The organism is Arthrobacter sp. 01N442, from assembly GCF_056399345.1.
This window is the reverse complement of the sequence record NZ_JBFTRD010000010.1, coordinates 73263-88353: the sequence shown is the minus strand read 5'-3', so window position 1 is coordinate 88353 and position 15091 is coordinate 73263. Positions and strand designations below refer to the sequence as shown.

Annotated in this window: 13 protein-coding genes; 8 read left to right on the top strand and 5 right to left on the bottom strand. The window is 68.2% G+C overall.

Annotated elements, in window-relative coordinates; all coding sequences use genetic code 11:
• Window positions 1-48: 48 nt before the first annotated feature.
• Genes prpB through AC1DNC_RS16565 form a run of 3 tightly spaced genes read right to left on the bottom strand, consistent with a single transcriptional unit; the run spans window position 49 to window position 3123 of the window.
• On the bottom strand, window positions 49-951 hold the full coding sequence (gene prpB, locus AC1DNC_RS16575; RefSeq protein WP_476863620.1) for a methylisocitrate lyase: 903 nt from the start codon (window positions 949-951) through the stop codon (window positions 49-51).
• A complete protein-coding gene (locus AC1DNC_RS16570; protein ID WP_476863619.1) occupies window positions 951-2471 on the bottom strand; it encodes an MmgE/PrpD family protein in 1521 nt (506 codons plus the stop codon). Before AC1DNC_RS16570 ends, prpB begins: the two co-directional genes overlap by 1 nt.
• A gap of 10 nt (window positions 2472-2481) precedes the next feature.
• The gene (locus tag AC1DNC_RS16565; RefSeq protein WP_476863618.1) at window positions 2482-3123 is read right to left on the bottom strand and encodes a GntR family transcriptional regulator; all 642 of its coding nucleotides are present in this window, start codon (window positions 3121-3123) and stop codon (window positions 2482-2484) included.
• 184 nt (window positions 3124-3307) lie between these two features.
• Between AC1DNC_RS16565 and AC1DNC_RS16560 the strand changes: the two genes are divergently transcribed.
• Window positions 3308-5212, top strand: coding sequence for a propionyl-CoA synthetase (locus AC1DNC_RS16560; RefSeq protein ID WP_476863617.1), 1905 nt, complete (start codon window positions 3308-3310; stop codon window positions 5210-5212).
• A gap of 12 nt (window positions 5213-5224) precedes the next feature.
• On the opposite strand, the gene AC1DNC_RS16555 is transcribed toward AC1DNC_RS16560, so the two are convergent.
• Both AC1DNC_RS16555 and AC1DNC_RS16550 read right to left on the bottom strand, forming a co-directional pair.
• Complete coding sequence (locus tag AC1DNC_RS16555; protein WP_476863616.1) at window positions 5225-5950, bottom strand: response regulator; 726 nt, start codon at window positions 5948-5950, stop codon at window positions 5225-5227.
• Window positions 5947-7656, bottom strand: coding sequence for a sensor histidine kinase (locus AC1DNC_RS16550; protein ID WP_476863615.1), 1710 nt, complete (start codon window positions 7654-7656; stop codon window positions 5947-5949). The genes AC1DNC_RS16555 and AC1DNC_RS16550 overlap by 4 nt, the downstream gene beginning before the upstream one ends.
• Window positions 7657-7790: 134 nt before the next feature.
• On the opposite strand from AC1DNC_RS16550, the gene AC1DNC_RS16545 reads away from it, so the two are divergent.
• The 7 genes from AC1DNC_RS16545 (at window position 7791) to cmk (ending at window position 15086) form a co-directional block, all read left to right on the top strand.
• Entirely contained in the window at window positions 7791-9158 is a 1368-nt protein-coding gene (locus tag AC1DNC_RS16545; protein ID WP_476863614.1) for a cation:dicarboxylate symporter family transporter, read from the top strand.
• A 305-nt stretch (window positions 9159-9463) separates the two neighbouring features.
• Window positions 9464-10363, top strand: a complete 900-nt coding sequence (locus tag AC1DNC_RS16540) for a ParA family protein (protein WP_175321568.1) — start codon at window positions 9464-9466, stop codon at window positions 10361-10363.
• An 8-nt stretch (window positions 10364-10371) separates the two neighbouring features.
• Window positions 10372-11220, top strand: a complete 849-nt coding sequence (locus tag AC1DNC_RS16535) for a segregation and condensation protein A (protein ID WP_476863613.1) — start codon at window positions 10372-10374, stop codon at window positions 11218-11220.
• A 74-nt stretch (window positions 11221-11294) separates the two neighbouring features.
• Complete coding sequence (gene scpB, locus AC1DNC_RS16530) at window positions 11295-11933, top strand: SMC-Scp complex subunit ScpB (protein ID WP_476863642.1); 639 nt, start codon at window positions 11295-11297, stop codon at window positions 11931-11933.
• Between the two features lie 109 nt (window positions 11934-12042).
• Window positions 12043-13245, top strand: a complete 1203-nt coding sequence (locus tag AC1DNC_RS16525; RefSeq protein WP_476863612.1) for a pseudouridine synthase — start codon at window positions 12043-12045, stop codon at window positions 13243-13245.
• 3 nt (window positions 13246-13248) lie between these two features.
• Window positions 13249-14358, top strand: a complete 1110-nt coding sequence (locus tag AC1DNC_RS16520; RefSeq protein ID WP_476863611.1) for a prephenate dehydrogenase — start codon at window positions 13249-13251, stop codon at window positions 14356-14358.
• Window positions 14358-15086 (top strand): (d)CMP kinase, encoded by a 729-nt coding sequence (cmk, locus tag AC1DNC_RS16515; RefSeq protein WP_476863610.1) that lies wholly within the window; start codon window positions 14358-14360, stop codon window positions 15084-15086. The genes AC1DNC_RS16520 and cmk overlap by 1 nt, the downstream gene beginning before the upstream one ends.
• Window positions 15087-15091 lie beyond the last annotated feature (5 nt).

Sequence of the window (15091 nt, the reverse complement as noted above, 5' to 3'; positions counted from 1 at the left end):
GTTCCTAACGCCTGTTGACCGGCCGGGGCCGGCAGTCCGGTGGGGATGTCAGATGCCGGGGATCTGGAAATTGAAGACCCCGGTGTCAAAGCGGTTGTAGGCCTCGTAATCGACGAGGTCGTAGAGCCGCGCACGGGTCAGCATGCTCGAAACCTGTGCCTCCTGGGTGCCGTCGGATTTGATCGATTCCAGAGTACGCTCAGCAGCGCCCATGGCACTACGGAGCAGCGTCACCGGGTAGATCACCATGTTGACGCCGACGCCGGCCAGCTCGTCCACCGTGAAGAGCGCGCTCTTGCCGAACTCGGTCATGTTGGCGAGGATCGGCACGTCGACGGCGTCACGGATGGCCTGGAACTCGCTGAGGTCCTTCATGGCTTCCGGGAAGATTGCGTCCGCGCCGGCTTCCACCAGGGCCTTGGCCCGCTGCTGCGCCGCCTCGAGGCCGTCCGTGGCCCGGATGTCGGTGCGGGCCATGATCAGGAAGTTGGGATCCCGCCGGGCGTCGGCCGCGGCCCGGATCCGCTTCGTGGCGGTCTCAAGGTCCACGACGTTCTTGCCGTCGAGGTGGCCGCAGCGCTTCGGGTTGAACTGGTCCTCGATGTGGCAGCCGGCCAGGCCCGCGTTCTCGAGTTCCTGGACAGTGCGCGCCACGTTCATCGGCTCGCCGAAGCCGGTGTCGGCATCGACGATCGAGGGCAGGTCCGTCATCCGCGCAATCTGCCCGGCCCGGGTGGCCACTTCGGTGAGCGTGGTCAGCCCGATGTCGGGCAGGCCAAGGTCGTTCGCCAGGACGGCGCCGGAGATGTACACCCCGGCGAAGCCCTTTTCCTCGATCAGCCGGGCCGAGAGCGGGTTGAAAGCTCCCGGGAACTGCTGGATGGTCCCGGACGCCAGCAGCTCCCGGAACCGGATCCGCTTCTGCTCGGGCGTGGTCTTCGAATACAGCATCAGAAGAGTCCCTTCGGTGCGGCTGCCAGGTCGATTACGCCGTCGGCGGCCTTGATGTTCAGCTGGTCGAGCTCGCCGGCGGCCAGCTCGGGAAGCCGCGCGGCAGCGGCCAGGAAGCGCTCGATCTCGTCCTCGGCCACCAGGCCGGCGGCCAGGGTGCGGAACTTGTTGACGTACTGCTCGCGGGCGAACGGCCGGGCGCCGAGCGGGTGCGCGTCGGCGACGGCGATCTGGTCGGTGATGACGGTGCCGTCCTTGAGCGTGATCTCCACGGAACCGCCGAACGCCTTCTCGGCGATGTCCAGGGAGTGGTAGCGGCGGGTCCATTCCGGGTCCTCGACCGTGGTCACCTTGTGCCACAGCTCAACGGTGTCCGGCCGGCCTGCACGTTCCGGAGCGTAGGAGTCGACGTGGTGCCAGGCGCCGTCCTGCAGGGCCACCGTGAAGATGTAGGGGATGGAGTGGTCCAGGGTTTCCCGGCTGGCCGTGGGGCTGTACTTCTGGGGATCGTTGGCGCCGGAGCCGATCACGTAGTGCGTGTGGTGGCTGGTCTTGATCAGCACGGATTCGACGTTCGCGGGGTCGGTGACCTCTGGGTGTTCGCCGTGCAGCTTGCGGGCCAGGTCGATCCAGGCCTGCGCCTGGTACTCGGCCGAGTGTTCCTTGGTGTAGGTGTCCAGGATGGCGCGCTTGGCCTCGCCGTCCTCGGGCAGCGGCACCATGTAGTTGGCGTCGGGGCCATCGAGCATCCAGGCGATGACGCCGTCTTCGCCTTCGTAAATCGGCACCGGCGAGGTCTGGCCGCGCATGGCACGGTCGGCGGATTCAACCGCCATCTTGCCGGCGAAAGCGGGGGCGTGGGCCTTCCAGGTGGAAATCTCGCCCTTGCGGGACTGGCGCGTGGCGGTGGTGGTGTGCAGCGCCTGGCCAACGGACTGGAAGATGGTCTCCACGTCGAGGCCCAGCAGGGTACCGATGCCGGCTGCCGCGGAGGGGCCCAGGTGGGCTACGTGGTCGATCTTGTGCTTGTGCAGGCAGATGGCCTTGACCAGGTTGACCTGGATCTCGTAGCCGGTGGCAATGCCGCGGATCAGGTCCTTGCCGCTGGAGCCCACGTGCTGGGCGACGGCGAGGATCGGCGGGATGTTGTCGCCCGGGTGGGAGTAATCCGCGGCCAGGAAGGTGTCGTGGTAATCGAGTTCGCGGACTGCCACGCCGTTGGCCCAGGCGGCCCATTCCGGAGCGACGCGCTCTTCGATGCCGAAGACCTTGGAACCCTTGCCGCCGGTGCTGGGGCCGTGGGTGAGTGCCTGGGCGCGGGCCGCCACGATGGGCGCGCGGTTCAGGGAGGCGATGGCGACGGAGGCGTTGTCGATCACGCGGTTGATCACCATGTCGGTGACCTCGTCGGAGACCGCGACGGGGTCAGCGGCCACCTTGGCGATCTTGTAGGCGAGCTGGTCCTCGCGGGCCAGGTTTTCCTCGCTCTTGTATACGCGGACGTGGTGTTCCTTAACCATGGTGCTCCTTCTAGTGCGGTACGTGGGTGGCTTTGACGTGGGAAAGACTGCGGTGCAGGTGCATAGTGGTGGCGGCCTCGGCCAGCCGCGGGTTGCCGGCCGCGATCGCTTCGGCGATGGCGGCGTGCTCGGCGGCGGCGGCGGTGAGGCGCTCGGCGTCGTCGGCCGCCAGCCGGCGGACCCGGACCAGGTGGACGCGCAGGCTGCGCATCGCCTGGACCAGATAAGCGTTGGAGATTGCGGCGTCAATGGCCGTGTCCAGCCGCCCGACCAGGCTGTAGTAGTCGTGCCGTGCGGGGTCGGCGCCATTGATCAGCTCCGGCGCTCGCAGGAGCTCCCGCCGCAGTTGCTCAAAGATCGCGGCGTCGCCGCGCTCGGCGGCCAGCCCGGCGGCCTTGCCCTCAAGGGTTTCGCGCAGTTCGAAGAGTTCGTCGATGTCCTCGAGGGAGATGTCGGTGACCACGACGCCGCGGCCGCCCGCCGTCGTCGTCAGTCCTTCCGCGGTGAGCCGGCTGAGGGCCTCCCGCAGCGGGGTGCGGGAGATGCCGAGCCGCGCGGACTGCTCGACCTCGGCCAGCACCGTTCCGGGGAGAAGGCGCCACTCGATGATGTCGTCGCGCAGGGCCGCGTAGGCCTTGTCGCTGGCACGCATGGTGGTCTCCTTCCTCGGCTGACCCGATCAGTGTATACACACTCGGCGGAAAAGCGCAGCCCTGAGGTCGATTCTGCGCCGAATCGGGAACATTTGGGCAATCGCTGTATACACAACTCTTGTGGAGGCCGCCCTTGCCCCGCTACCATGAGCTGCATCACAACGTCGTGGACGGGATTACTTCATGGTCACCAAAAGCTACCGGGACAGCTACCAGCGCAGTGTTGAGCAGCCGGAGGACTTCTGGCTCGAGGCCGCCGGGAAGGTCGATTGGAGCACGCCGCCCAGCCGGGCCCTCGACTCCACCCGTGCACCGCTCTACGACTGGTTTCCCGACGGCGTCTTGAACACCAGCTACAACGCCCTTGACCGGCACGTGGCCGAGGGCCGCGGCGCGCAGGACGCCCTGATCTACGACTCCGCCATGCTCGGCACACAGCAGCGCTTCAGCTATGCCGAACTCACCGAGCTTGTCGCCCGCTTTGCCGGGGTGCTGCGCAGCCAAGGCGTCGGCAAGGGCGACCGTGTGGTGATCTACATGCCGATGATCCCCGAAGCCGCCATCGCCATGCTCGCCACGGCCCGGCTCGGCGCGATCCACTCCGTGGTCTTCGGCGGCTTCGCGCCCAAGGAACTCGCCGCCCGCATCCGGGACGCCGGACCCGCAGCGGTGGTCACCGCGTCCGGCGGGATCGAACCCTCGCGGCGGATCGAGTACCTCCCGGCCGTCGCCGAGGCGCTCGAACTGGCCGGCACGCCGGAGACCCCCGTGCTGGTCAAGGCGCGGGACGGGTTCACGGCGTCCGCTGCAGACTACGGGGGCTGGCTGGATTGGGACTCCGCGATGGCCTCCGCCGAGCCCGCCGCCCCGGTGGACGTCAAAGCCACGGACCCGCTCTACATCCTCTACACCTCGGGAACCACCGGCTCGCCCAAGGGTGTCGTGCGGGACAATGGCGGCCACGCCGTCGCCCTGGGCTGGACGCTGGAGAACATTTACGACATCGGCCCGGGCGACGTGATGTGGACCGCCTCCGACGTCGGCTGGGTGGTGGGTCACTCGTACATCGTCTACGGGCCGCTGCTCGCCGGCGCCACCACCGTGATCTATGAGGGCAAACCGGTAGGCACCCCGGACGCCGGCGCCTTCTGGCGGGTCATCCAGGACCACAAGGTCAACGTGCTGTTCACCGCCCCGACCGCGCTGCGGGCCATCCGCAAGGCCGACCCGGAAGCGAAACTGCTCGAACACTACGACATCTCCAGCCTGCGCACCCTGTTTGCGGCGGGGGAGCGGCTGGACACCGACACCTTCCATTGGGCCTCCCGCGTCCTCGACGTGCCGGTGGTCGACCACTGGTGGCAGACCGAAACCGGCTGGGCCATCTGCGCCAACCCGCGCGGCCTGGACGAACTGCCGATCAAGGCCGGCTCGCCGAGCGTTCCGATGCCCGGCTTCAGGCTGCGGATCCTGGACGGCGGGGGCGAAGAGGTGGAGCCCGGAACCGAGGGAAACATCGTCCTGGACCTTCCCCTGCCACCCGGAACCCTGACCACGCTCTGGCGAAACGACGAACGCTACATCTCCTCCTACCTGCAGGCCTTCGAAGGCTGCTACGCCACCGGCGACTCCGGCTACCGCGATGAGGACGGCTACGTCTTCGTGATGGGCCGCACCGACGACATCATCAACGTCGCAGGGCACCGGCTCTCCACCGGCGCCATGGAGCAGGTGATCGGCCAGCACCCGGCCGTCGCCGAATGTGCCGTGATCGGACTCGCGGACCCGCTCAAGGGCCAGCGCCCCAGCGGCTACGTGGTGCTCAAATCGGGGGTGGACGTGCCGGAGGAGGTCCTGGTCAAAGATCTGGTCGCGCTGGTGCGGCGGGACATCGGCGCCGTGGCGGACTTCAAGCACGTCACCGTTGTGGAGGCCCTGCCCAAGACCCGCTCCGGGAAGATCCTGCGCAAGACCATGCGCCAAATCGCCGACGGAGAGGACTACGTCGTGCCGTCCACGATCGAGGACGCCGGCGTGATCGACCAGCTCCTCGGGACACTGCGGCCCGGCGGCGCGCTCCGGGGCTAGGAAGGGGCGGGGTTAGGAGGCGGGACGGCTCCAGCGGTATTCGTTCTCCGGCCGGCCCGGGGCGCCGTAGCGCGCGGCGCGTGAGACCGTGCCGGCGTCGGCGAGGTACTCGAGGTAGCGGCGGGCCGTCACCCGGGACATGCCCAGCGCTTCCATCACCTCGCTGGCCGACACGGCGCCGGCCTGCAGCTTCATGAAGTCCTGCACGGAATCCAGCGTGGAGGAGGACAGGCCCTTGGGCAGCGGCAGTTCGGAGGGCGCCCGCAGGCTGGCGAAGGCCTGGTCCACGTCGCTCTGCGAGGCGCCGGCCCCGGCCCCGGCCCCGCCCGGGCCGGGGGAGGCCAGCTGGTCGCGGAACAGCCGGTAGCTGCGCAGCTTGTCCGCGAACGTGGCGTAGGTGAAGGGCTTGATCAGGTACTGCACGACGCCGGTTGCCACGGCGCTGCGGACGATATTGAGCTCGCGCACCGCCGTGATCGCGATGATGTCCGCAAACAGGCCGGCGGCCCGCATCCGGCGGGCGATGTCCAAACCGTGCAGGTCCGGCAGGTTCATGTCCAGCAGGACCAGTTCCACAGGCTGGCCGGCGGCGGAGAGATCCGTCATCAGGCGCAGGGCGGACTGTCCGTCCGGAGCGGACCCTGCCAGGGTGAAGCCGTCCAGCCGGCCGATGTAGGCGGCGTGGGCGGCCGCGGCGATCGGTTCGTCCTCGACGACGAGTACGCGGATATCGCTCATTGCTGTTCCTCTGCTGTGCGGACGGGTTCTTCCCCGGCGCCTGTCGCCGCGCCTGCCGCTGTCACCGGAACCGCCGGCAGGGTGACACGGAACAGTGCCCCGGCCGGACTGGTGATGGTCATGCTACCGCCCAGCCGCTGCACCGCCTGACGGACCAGGGCCAGGCCGAGGCCGCGCCCAAAACGGCCCGGGGCCTTGGTGCTGAAGCCATGCCGGAAGACATCCTCCACGGCGTCGGGATCGATTCCTGGTCCGCTGTCCTCCACCGTGATCTCCAGTCCGCCGCCCTCGGAGGCGACGGACAGCTCCACAAGGCGCGGCGGCGGCGCATCGGCCGCGGCGTCGATCGCGTTGTCGAGCAGGTTGCCAAGGATGGCCACGAGGTCCTGGACGGCCAGTCCGGTCACGGCCGTGGAGCCGCCGGTGCTCAGGATGAGTTCGACGCCGCGTTCGTGTGCCTCGGCCGCTTTGCCCATGACCAGGGCGCCGAGCACCGGTTCCTCGATGGAGCTGACCAGGTCGTCGGTCAGCCGCTGGCTCAGTTCGAGGTCCTTGGTAGCGAAATCCAGGGCTTCGTTGCCACGGCCCAGTTCCATCAGGGACACGATGGTGTGCAGCCGGTTGGCGTGTTCATGGGTTTGGGCGCGGAGGGCGTCGGAGAGGGTCCGCATGGTTTCCAGTTCGCTGCCGAGGGACTCGATCTCGGTGCGGTCCCGGATGGTGGCGACCGTGCCGTACACCGGGCCGCCGGACTCCGCGCTCCGCTGGCGGGCCGCGGGGGAGCGGGGGCCGATTGCCGGGCCCTGGTTCACCACCAGCACCCGCGGGCCGGTCAGGTGGATTTCGTCTTTGGCGGTCCGGCCGGATTCGAAGAGTTCCTTGAGGCTCGGGGCGAGCGGCAGTTCCGCCAGCGACGGCGCTTCCGGGCCCCGGGCACCGGAAGACCCGCCGTCGACCGGGCGCGGCGGCACGCCCAGCAGGGTGGCCGCCTGGTCGTTGTACATCACCACCTTGCCCTTCGGGTCAACGAGGATCACCCCCTCGCGGACCGAGTGGAGCACCGACTCGTAGTAGGCGAACAGCTGCGCCAGCTGCTCCGGGCCCCAGCCGCGCGTCACCCGGCGAAGATAGCGCCCCAGCGCCCAGGAGGCCACCGAACCGCCGAGCAGCAGGGCCACCGCGATGGCGAGGAGGGCAGGCAGGCGGCCGGAGAACGCGACATCCACGGTCCCCACCGTCACTCCCGCAGCCACCAGCGCCCGGACCTTGCCGTCCGCGTCCTTGACCGGGGCGATGGTGCGCACCGACGGGCCCAGGGTGCCGGCCATGATCTCGGTAAAAACCTCGCCTCGCAGGGCCGCGTCAATCGAGCCGATGTACGGCTTGCCGAGCTCCTCATTGCGCGGATGGGTCCACCGGGTCCGGTCCGGCGCCATGATCGTGATGAAGTCCGCGCGGGCGTCGCGCATCACCTCCAGAGCGTAGGGCTGGAGCCGCGCGGAAGGATCGGGGGCGCTCGCCGCCTGGAGGACCAGGGGATTGTCAGCCACGGCAGTGGCGATTCCGGCCATCCGTCGGCCCGCCTCCTCGTAGGCGTGGTCCCGGGCGTCCACAAAAGTGGCCGTGCCGACGACGGCGGTCAGGGCCAGCATGAACAGCAAATGGGCCACGAACAGCCTGCGGGCGATGCTCCAGTGATGGATCAACTGCACCTTCCATGACCAATATGAACGCAACGGTGATGCGCGTCACTTCATCCTCAATGATGGAGGAACACGCAGAACGGACGTGATGCGAACCCCAAGCCGCATCGAAGTCCAGCCTATCCAAGGAGAACACCATGGCCTCTCAACGAGGAGAGTCAGCGGCACCGGCCGCGGCGCCGGTCAAAAAGCGCAAGGGGCTGGACAAGTCCCACTACCTTTACATCGCAGTCATCGTCGCCGTCGTCCTCGGCGCCCTGGTCGGCTTGATCTTCCCCGAGGTCGGCAAGTCCCTCAAGCCGCTCGGCGACGGCTTCATCAAGCTCATCAAGATGATGATCGCCCCCGTCATTTTCTGCACCATCGTGCTGGGCATCGGCTCCATCGCCAAGGCCGCCACGGTCGGCAAGGTCGGCGGCCTCGCCCTCGGCTACTTCATCGTCATGTCGACCTTCGCCTTGGCCATCGGCCTCGTGGTCGGCAACCTGATCCACCCGGGTGAAGGCCTCAAGCTCGCACCCTACGATCCGAACAAGAAGGCCGCCGCGGACAGCACCGTCGACTTCCTGCTCGGCATTATCCCGGGCGACATCCCCGTGCTGCCCACGCTCCTCGCCGCCATCCTGGTCGGCTTCGCGCTGCAGAAGATGGGCCCGCAGGGCACCCCGATCCTGAAGGCCATCGGCCACGGTCAGGCCCTCGTGTTCCGCATCCTGATCATGGTCATGTGGCTCGCCCCGGTCGGCGCGTTCGGTGCGATCGCCGCCGTCGTCGGCGCAACCGGCGTGCAGGCCATCATCAGCATGGCCACCCTCATGGTCGCCTTCTACATCACCTGCGCGGTGTTCATCGTCGTGATCCTGGGCGGCCTGCTCCAGGTCGTCTCGGGCGTCAACATCTTCCGGCTGATGAAGTACCTGGGCCGCGAATACCTGCTGATCTTCTCCACGTCCTCCTCCGAAGCAGCGCTGCCCCGGCTGATCGCGAAGATGGAACACCTCGGCGTCTCCAAGCCCGTCGTCGGCGTCACCGTCCCGACCGGCTACTCCTTCAACCTCGACGGCACGGCCATCTACCTGACCATGGCATCCCTGTTCGTCGCCAACGCGATGGGCACCCCGCTGGACCTGGGCGCCCAGATCTCGCTGCTGGTCTTCATGATCATCGCCTCCAAGGGTGCGGCCGGCGTCACCGGCGCCGGCCTCGCCACCCTGGCAGCAGGCCTGCAGGCCCACCGTCCGGAACTGCTCGGCGGCGTGGGCATGATCGTCGGCATCGACCGCTTCATGTCCGAGGCCCGTGCGCTGACCAACTTCACCGGCAACGCCGTGGCGACCGTCCTGATCGGCACCTGGGTCAAGGAGATCGACGGCGGACAGGTCGAGCGTGTCCTTTCCGGCGCCGAGCCCTTCAACGAGCAGACCATGATCGCCGGCCACACCGGCGGCGAGGCCGCCGTGGAGCCGGCCGGCCAGGCTTCGCAGCCAGTCCCGGTCAACGCCTGAGCAACAGCCCGAATGCAGTGAAACCGCCCGGACGCGCATCCCGCGTCCGGGCGGTTTTGTCTGCGGCGCGGCCGAGTTGCCGGGCAAGTCTCGACCTCTACCAGAGGGTCAAGGCGCGCGCAACGGCGGCTGTCAAGGTCCGTCGAATACCGTGTCGGGGGCTGTAACCTTGGGAGGAATAACGATCCGCGCCGGACGGCAGCCAGCAAGACCAGGCGGGCCAGCAAGACAGGCCCTTCAGCAAAATAATGCAGCCGGCAGGATCGGGCACGAAAATCACCGTCATCGAAAGTGTGGATAGATACGTGAGCAGCGAACAGGGTTCAGCCACTCTGGAAGGCACCGGACTCGACCTGGAAGACGCCATCATGGGCCCCACCGGGCGCCCCCAACGCGATTTTCCCGAGCCTGCGCCGCTGTCTTCCCACGGCCCGGCCCGAGTCATCGCCATGGTCAACCAGAAGGGCGGCGTGGGTAAGACCACGTCCACCATTAACCTGGCCGCCGCCCTGGCCGAATACGGCCGCCGCGTACTGCTGGTCGACTTCGACCCGCAGGGTGCACTTTCCGCCGGCCTCGGCACCAACCCGCACGAACTGGACCTGACGGTTTACAACGTCCTGATGGACCGCAAGGTCGACATCCGCGACGCCATCCAGAAGACCGGCGTCGAGAACGTGGACCTGCTGCCGGCCAACATCGACCTCTCCGCCGCGGAAGTCCAGCTGGTGAACGAGGTTGCCCGCGAGCAGGTCCTGGACCGGGCGCTGAAGAAGGTCGAGGACGACTACGACGTCGTGCTGATCGACTGCCAGCCCTCGCTCGGCCTGCTGACCGTCAACGCGCTGACCGCGGCGCACGGCGTCATCATCCCGCTGATCTGTGAATTCTTTGCCCTGCGTGCCGTGGCGCTGCTGGTCGAAACGATCGACAAGGTCCAGGACCGGTTGAACCCGCGACTGCAGGTCGACGGCGTCCTCGCCACGATGTACGACGCCCGCACCCTGCACGGCCGCGAGGTCATCGCCCGGCTCGTGGAGGCCTTCGGGGACAAGGTCTTCGAGACCGTCATCAAACGCTCCATCAAGTTCGCCGACGCCACCGTGGCTGCCGAGCCCATCACCAGCTACGCCGGCAACCACGCCGGCGCCGACGCCTACCGCCGACTGGCCAAAGAGCTGATTTCGCGCGGCGGCGCGCCCTAGCCAGGTCCGTGGCGGCGACAGGCACCCCGACGGCAGAGCTGTCACCGTCCGGGAAGAAACCCGGCTTCGAGGTCCGGCTGGCCAACTTCACCGGCCCCTTCGACCTGCTCCTGGGCCTGATCTCCAAGCACCAGATGGACATCACCGAGGTGGCGCTGGCCACGGTCACCGACGAGTTCATCAAGTACATCAAGGGACTGCAAAAGCTGGGGGAGGACTGGGCGCTGGATGAGGCCAGCGAATTCCTGGTCATCGCCGCCACCTTGCTGGACCTGAAGGCGGCCCGGCTGCTGCCCGCGGGCGAGGTCGAGGACGACGAGGACATTGCGCTGCTCGAGGCCCGCGACCTGCTGTTCGCCCGGCTGCTCCAGTACAAGGCCTTCAAACAGGTTGCCGGGCTCATCGGCTCGACGCTGGAGCTGGAGGGCCGCCGCTACCCAAGGCAGGTCGCGCTTGAAAGCCACTTCGCCGCACTGTTGCCCGAACTGGTCTGGAAGCACACCCCGCAGGATTTCGCGGCCCTGGCCGAGGCGGCCCTGAAGCCCAAGGAAGCGGCTCCCACCGAAGTTGGGCTCGCCCACCTGCACGGCACGCCGGTCAGCGTGAAGGAGCAGGCCGAGATCATCGGCCATCGGCTGCGGCTGGGCAAGGCGCTCACCTTCCGGGCCCTGATCGCCGACGCCGAATCCACCCTCGTGGTGGTGGCCCGGTTCCTGGCGCTGCTGGAAATGTTCCGGGACAAGGCGGTGGGCTTTGACCAGTTGCTGCCGCTCGGCGAGCTGTCCGTCCACTGGACAGCCGAGGACCCGGACTGGAGCAGCGAGAAACTCAGCGAAGAATACGAGGAACAGCCGTGACCGAAGCACCGACCCCTGGCGCAGCCGACGCAGCCTCAGCCGACGCGGCCCCGGCCGAGACCGGCGAGGCCGGGCTGCCGGACCTGGCCGCGCTGCCCGGCGGTGCCCGCGCCGCCCTGGAAGCCGTCCTCATGGTCATCGACGAACCGGCCACTGCCCTGGAGCTGGCCACCGGTCTGGACCTGACGGTCGACGTCGTCGAGGGCCTGCTCGGGGAACTGCAACGGGAGTATAACGGCTATACTGGTAATGCCCCGGATGTGGACGACGCCAGCACTGCTTTAACTTCTGCTGGTTTCGGCACCGCCCCCCGGGGTTTTGAATTGCGGAATATCGCCGGAGGCTGGCGGATCTATTCCCGCGCTGAGTTCGCCGACGTCGTAGGCGGATTCGTGCTGGAAGGCCAGACAGCCAGGCTGACGCAGGCGGCGCTCGAAACGCTCGCCGTCATCGCCTACCGCCAGCCCGTATCCAGGGCGCGGGTGTCTGCAATTCGAGGGGTCAATGTTGACTCCGTCGTGCGGACGCTGACTCAGCGCGGACTGATCGAGGATTCGGGAAATGATCCTGAGTCCGGGGCCATCCTGTACCGCACGACGTCGTATTTCCTCGAACGTATGGGAATCGGCTCGGTGGCTGAGTTGCCTCAGCTTTCACCCCACCTTCCAGGGCTTGAAGGCATAGCAGAGTATTACGACGCAGGAAGAATGTAGGCAGGAACGCTGCCTGGGTAACAAGTAACCACTAGGGCAGAAGCATCTGCCCGGCCGGTGGGGGCAGCCGTGAGGCGGCCGCCGCGGGCCACCAAACGAAGGACGGGTCATGACACAGGCGGGACGCCAGGGTTCACCACGTAACGGTTCGGGACGCACCAGCGCCGGACACCAATCAGCACGCACCCAGGGTGCGGGCGGCGCCGGCCGAGGCCAGCGCGACTTTCCCAAGGGCGGCGGCGACCGCCCGTTCAAGCGCCCCAAGCCGCGCGAAGAGGCTTTCATCGACCCGGATCTGAACCCGGGCGGCGGAGCGTCGGAGTCGGGGGACCGGAACAGCAGCCGGTCCGACGCGCGCAAGCCTGCGGCCCGCAAGCCGGCCGCCCGCAAGCCCGGCGCCGGCAAGGTCCCCGGCACTCCGGGCGCGCTCAAGCCCAAGCCGCGCGTCGGTGCCGGCGCGGCCAAGGCCACCGGTTCGCGGGCGTTCGGCAGCGAACGCTTCGGCCAGAACCTCGGGCCGGTCCGCAAGCCGGGCCGCAAGCGCGGCCCGCGCCAGGACGTGCCCCAGTCGGAGCTGCACGACGCCGACGGCATCCGCCTGCAGAAGGTCATGGCCTCCGCCGGCGTCGCTTCCCGGCGCGTCTGCGAGGAAATGATCGCCGAAGGCCGCGTCGAGGTCGACGGCCAGGTCGTTACGGAGCTCGGCGTGCGCGTCGACCCGAAGACCTCCGTGATCCACGTGGACGGCCTGCGGATCCAGCTGGACGAGAACATGGTTTACATGGTGTTCAACAAGCCCAAGGGTGTCGTCTCCACGATGGAGGACCCGGACGGCCGCCCGTGCATCAGCGACTTTGTCCGCAACCACCACGGCGAACGCCTCTTCCACGTCGGCCGGCTCGACGTCGCCACCGAGGGCCTGCTGCTGCTGACCAACGACGGCGAACTCGCCAACCGCCTGACGCACCCGTCCTACGAGGTGCCCAAGACGTACCTCGTCCAGGTCCGCGGACCGTTCCCGCAAGGCGTCGGCGCGCAGCTCAAGGCCGGCGTCGAGCTCGAAGACGGCATCGCCTCCGTGGACTCCTTCAAGCTCGTCGACTCAACCCCGGGCCACGTGCTGATCGAGGTTGTGCTGCACTCGGGCAAGAACCGCATCGTGCGGCGCCTCTTCGACGCCGTCGGTTTCCCGGTGCTGCGCCTGGTCCGCGTCAAGGTCGGTCCCATCGGCCTGGGCGACCAGCGCCAGGGCAGCATCCGCAACCTCGGCAAGCAGGAAGTCGGCCACCTGCTGGCGTCCGTGGGGCTGTAAAGCATGTCCGCATTTCGTACCCACGGCCGCGGCCACCTGAACGGGCCGGTCGTGGTCGTGGGGACCGGGCTGCTGGGCACCAGCATCGGGCTGGGGCTCCGGGGCCGCGGCGTCGCCGTCTTCCTCTCCGACCCCTCTCCCACCAACCAGGCCGTCGCCGTCGACATCGGCGCCGGCCTTCCCTTGGCGCGCCTGGACGGCGAGGCGCCGGAACTCGTCGTGGTGGCCGCGCCGCCGGACGTGACCGCCGACGTCGTCGCCCGCGCCCTCGCGGACTACCCGCAGGCCGTCGTCGTGGACATTGCCAGTGTCAAAGCCGGCATCCTGGCCGAGCTGCGCAACCGGGGTGCCGACCTGGGCCGCTACGTTGGCACGCACCCGATGGCGGGACGGGAGAAGTCCGGCCCGGTTGCCGCCCGCGGGGAATTGTTCACCTCGATGCCGTGGGTGCTCTGCCCGACGCCGGAAACCCGGCCCGAGGCCCTGCAGGCGGCGCGTGCGCTGGCCGGCGACCTGGGCGCGATCGTCTCCGAATTCGGCGCCGAGGAACACGACGAAGCCGTGGCGCTGGTCTCGCACCTGCCCCAGGTGATGTCCTCGCTCGTGGCCAGCAGGCTGCAGGGAACCCCGCTGCACGCGCTCTCGCTGGCCGGCAACGGGCTTCGCGACGTCACCAGGATCGCCGCGAGCGACCCCACGCTCTGGGTGCAGATCCTCGGCGCCAACGCGGGCAAGGTCGTGGAAATCCTGCACGGTGTCCGCGAGGACCTGAACCGCTTGATCGGAACCCTTGAGGATCCGACGGCGCCCGGTGCCAGGCTGGACCTTGCCCAGCTGATCAGCGAGGGCAACGCGGGCCAGGCCCGGATCCCGGGCAAGCACGGCGGACCGCCGCAGGCGTACTCCTGGCTGACCGTCCTGGTGGACGACACGCCCGGCCAGATCGCGCGGCTCCTGACCGAAATCGGCGAGATCGGCGTCAACCTCGAGGATCTCCGCCTGGACCACTCTTCAGGACAGAATGTAGGCATGGTGGAAATCTCCGTGCTGCCAAACAAGCATGAGCTGCTCATCGAAGCCCTCAACGACCGTGGATGGCGGGTACTCCAGTAATGACCCAGGAACTTATTGAAACGGTGGACGTCGTCCGCCCCGGCAAGAGCCTCGTCGTCGCTATCGACGGCCCCTCCGGCTCCGGCAAATCCAGCGTCAGCAAAGAAGTGGCCCGCCGACTCCGGCTGGCCTACCTCGACACCGGCGCCATGTACCGGGCGCTGACCTGGTTCTGCCTCGACAGCGGCACGGACCTTGCCGACGGTGAAGCCATTGAAGCCGCCGCCGAGGGCCTCCAGCTGGAAATCAGCACAAGCCCGCAGGAAGAGTACGTCCGCGTCGCGGGTGTCGACATCACCGATGCCATCCGCGAGCCGGCCATCTCCGCGGCGGTCAGCGCCGTTGCCACCACGCTCGGGGCGCGGACCGAACTGATCCGCCGGCAACGCGAGCTGATCGAGAAGCACCACCGCCGCATGGTGGTGGAGGGCCGCGACATCACCACCGTTGTCGCGCCCCACGCCGAGGTGCGCATGCTGCTCACCGCCAGCGAGGAGGCCCGGCTTCGCCGCCGCGGCATCCAGCTCGGCGGGAGCCAGAACGCCGAGCAGCTCGCGGCGCAGGTCACGGCGCGGGACGCGAAGGACTCCACCGTGGTGAACTTCACCCAGGCCGCCGACGGCGTGGTGACGCTGGATTCCTCGGACCTGGATTTCGCCCAGACCGTCGACGCGGCCCTCGGGATCGTGCAGCGGATCATCGACCACACGGCCATCAATCGTGACTGAGACCG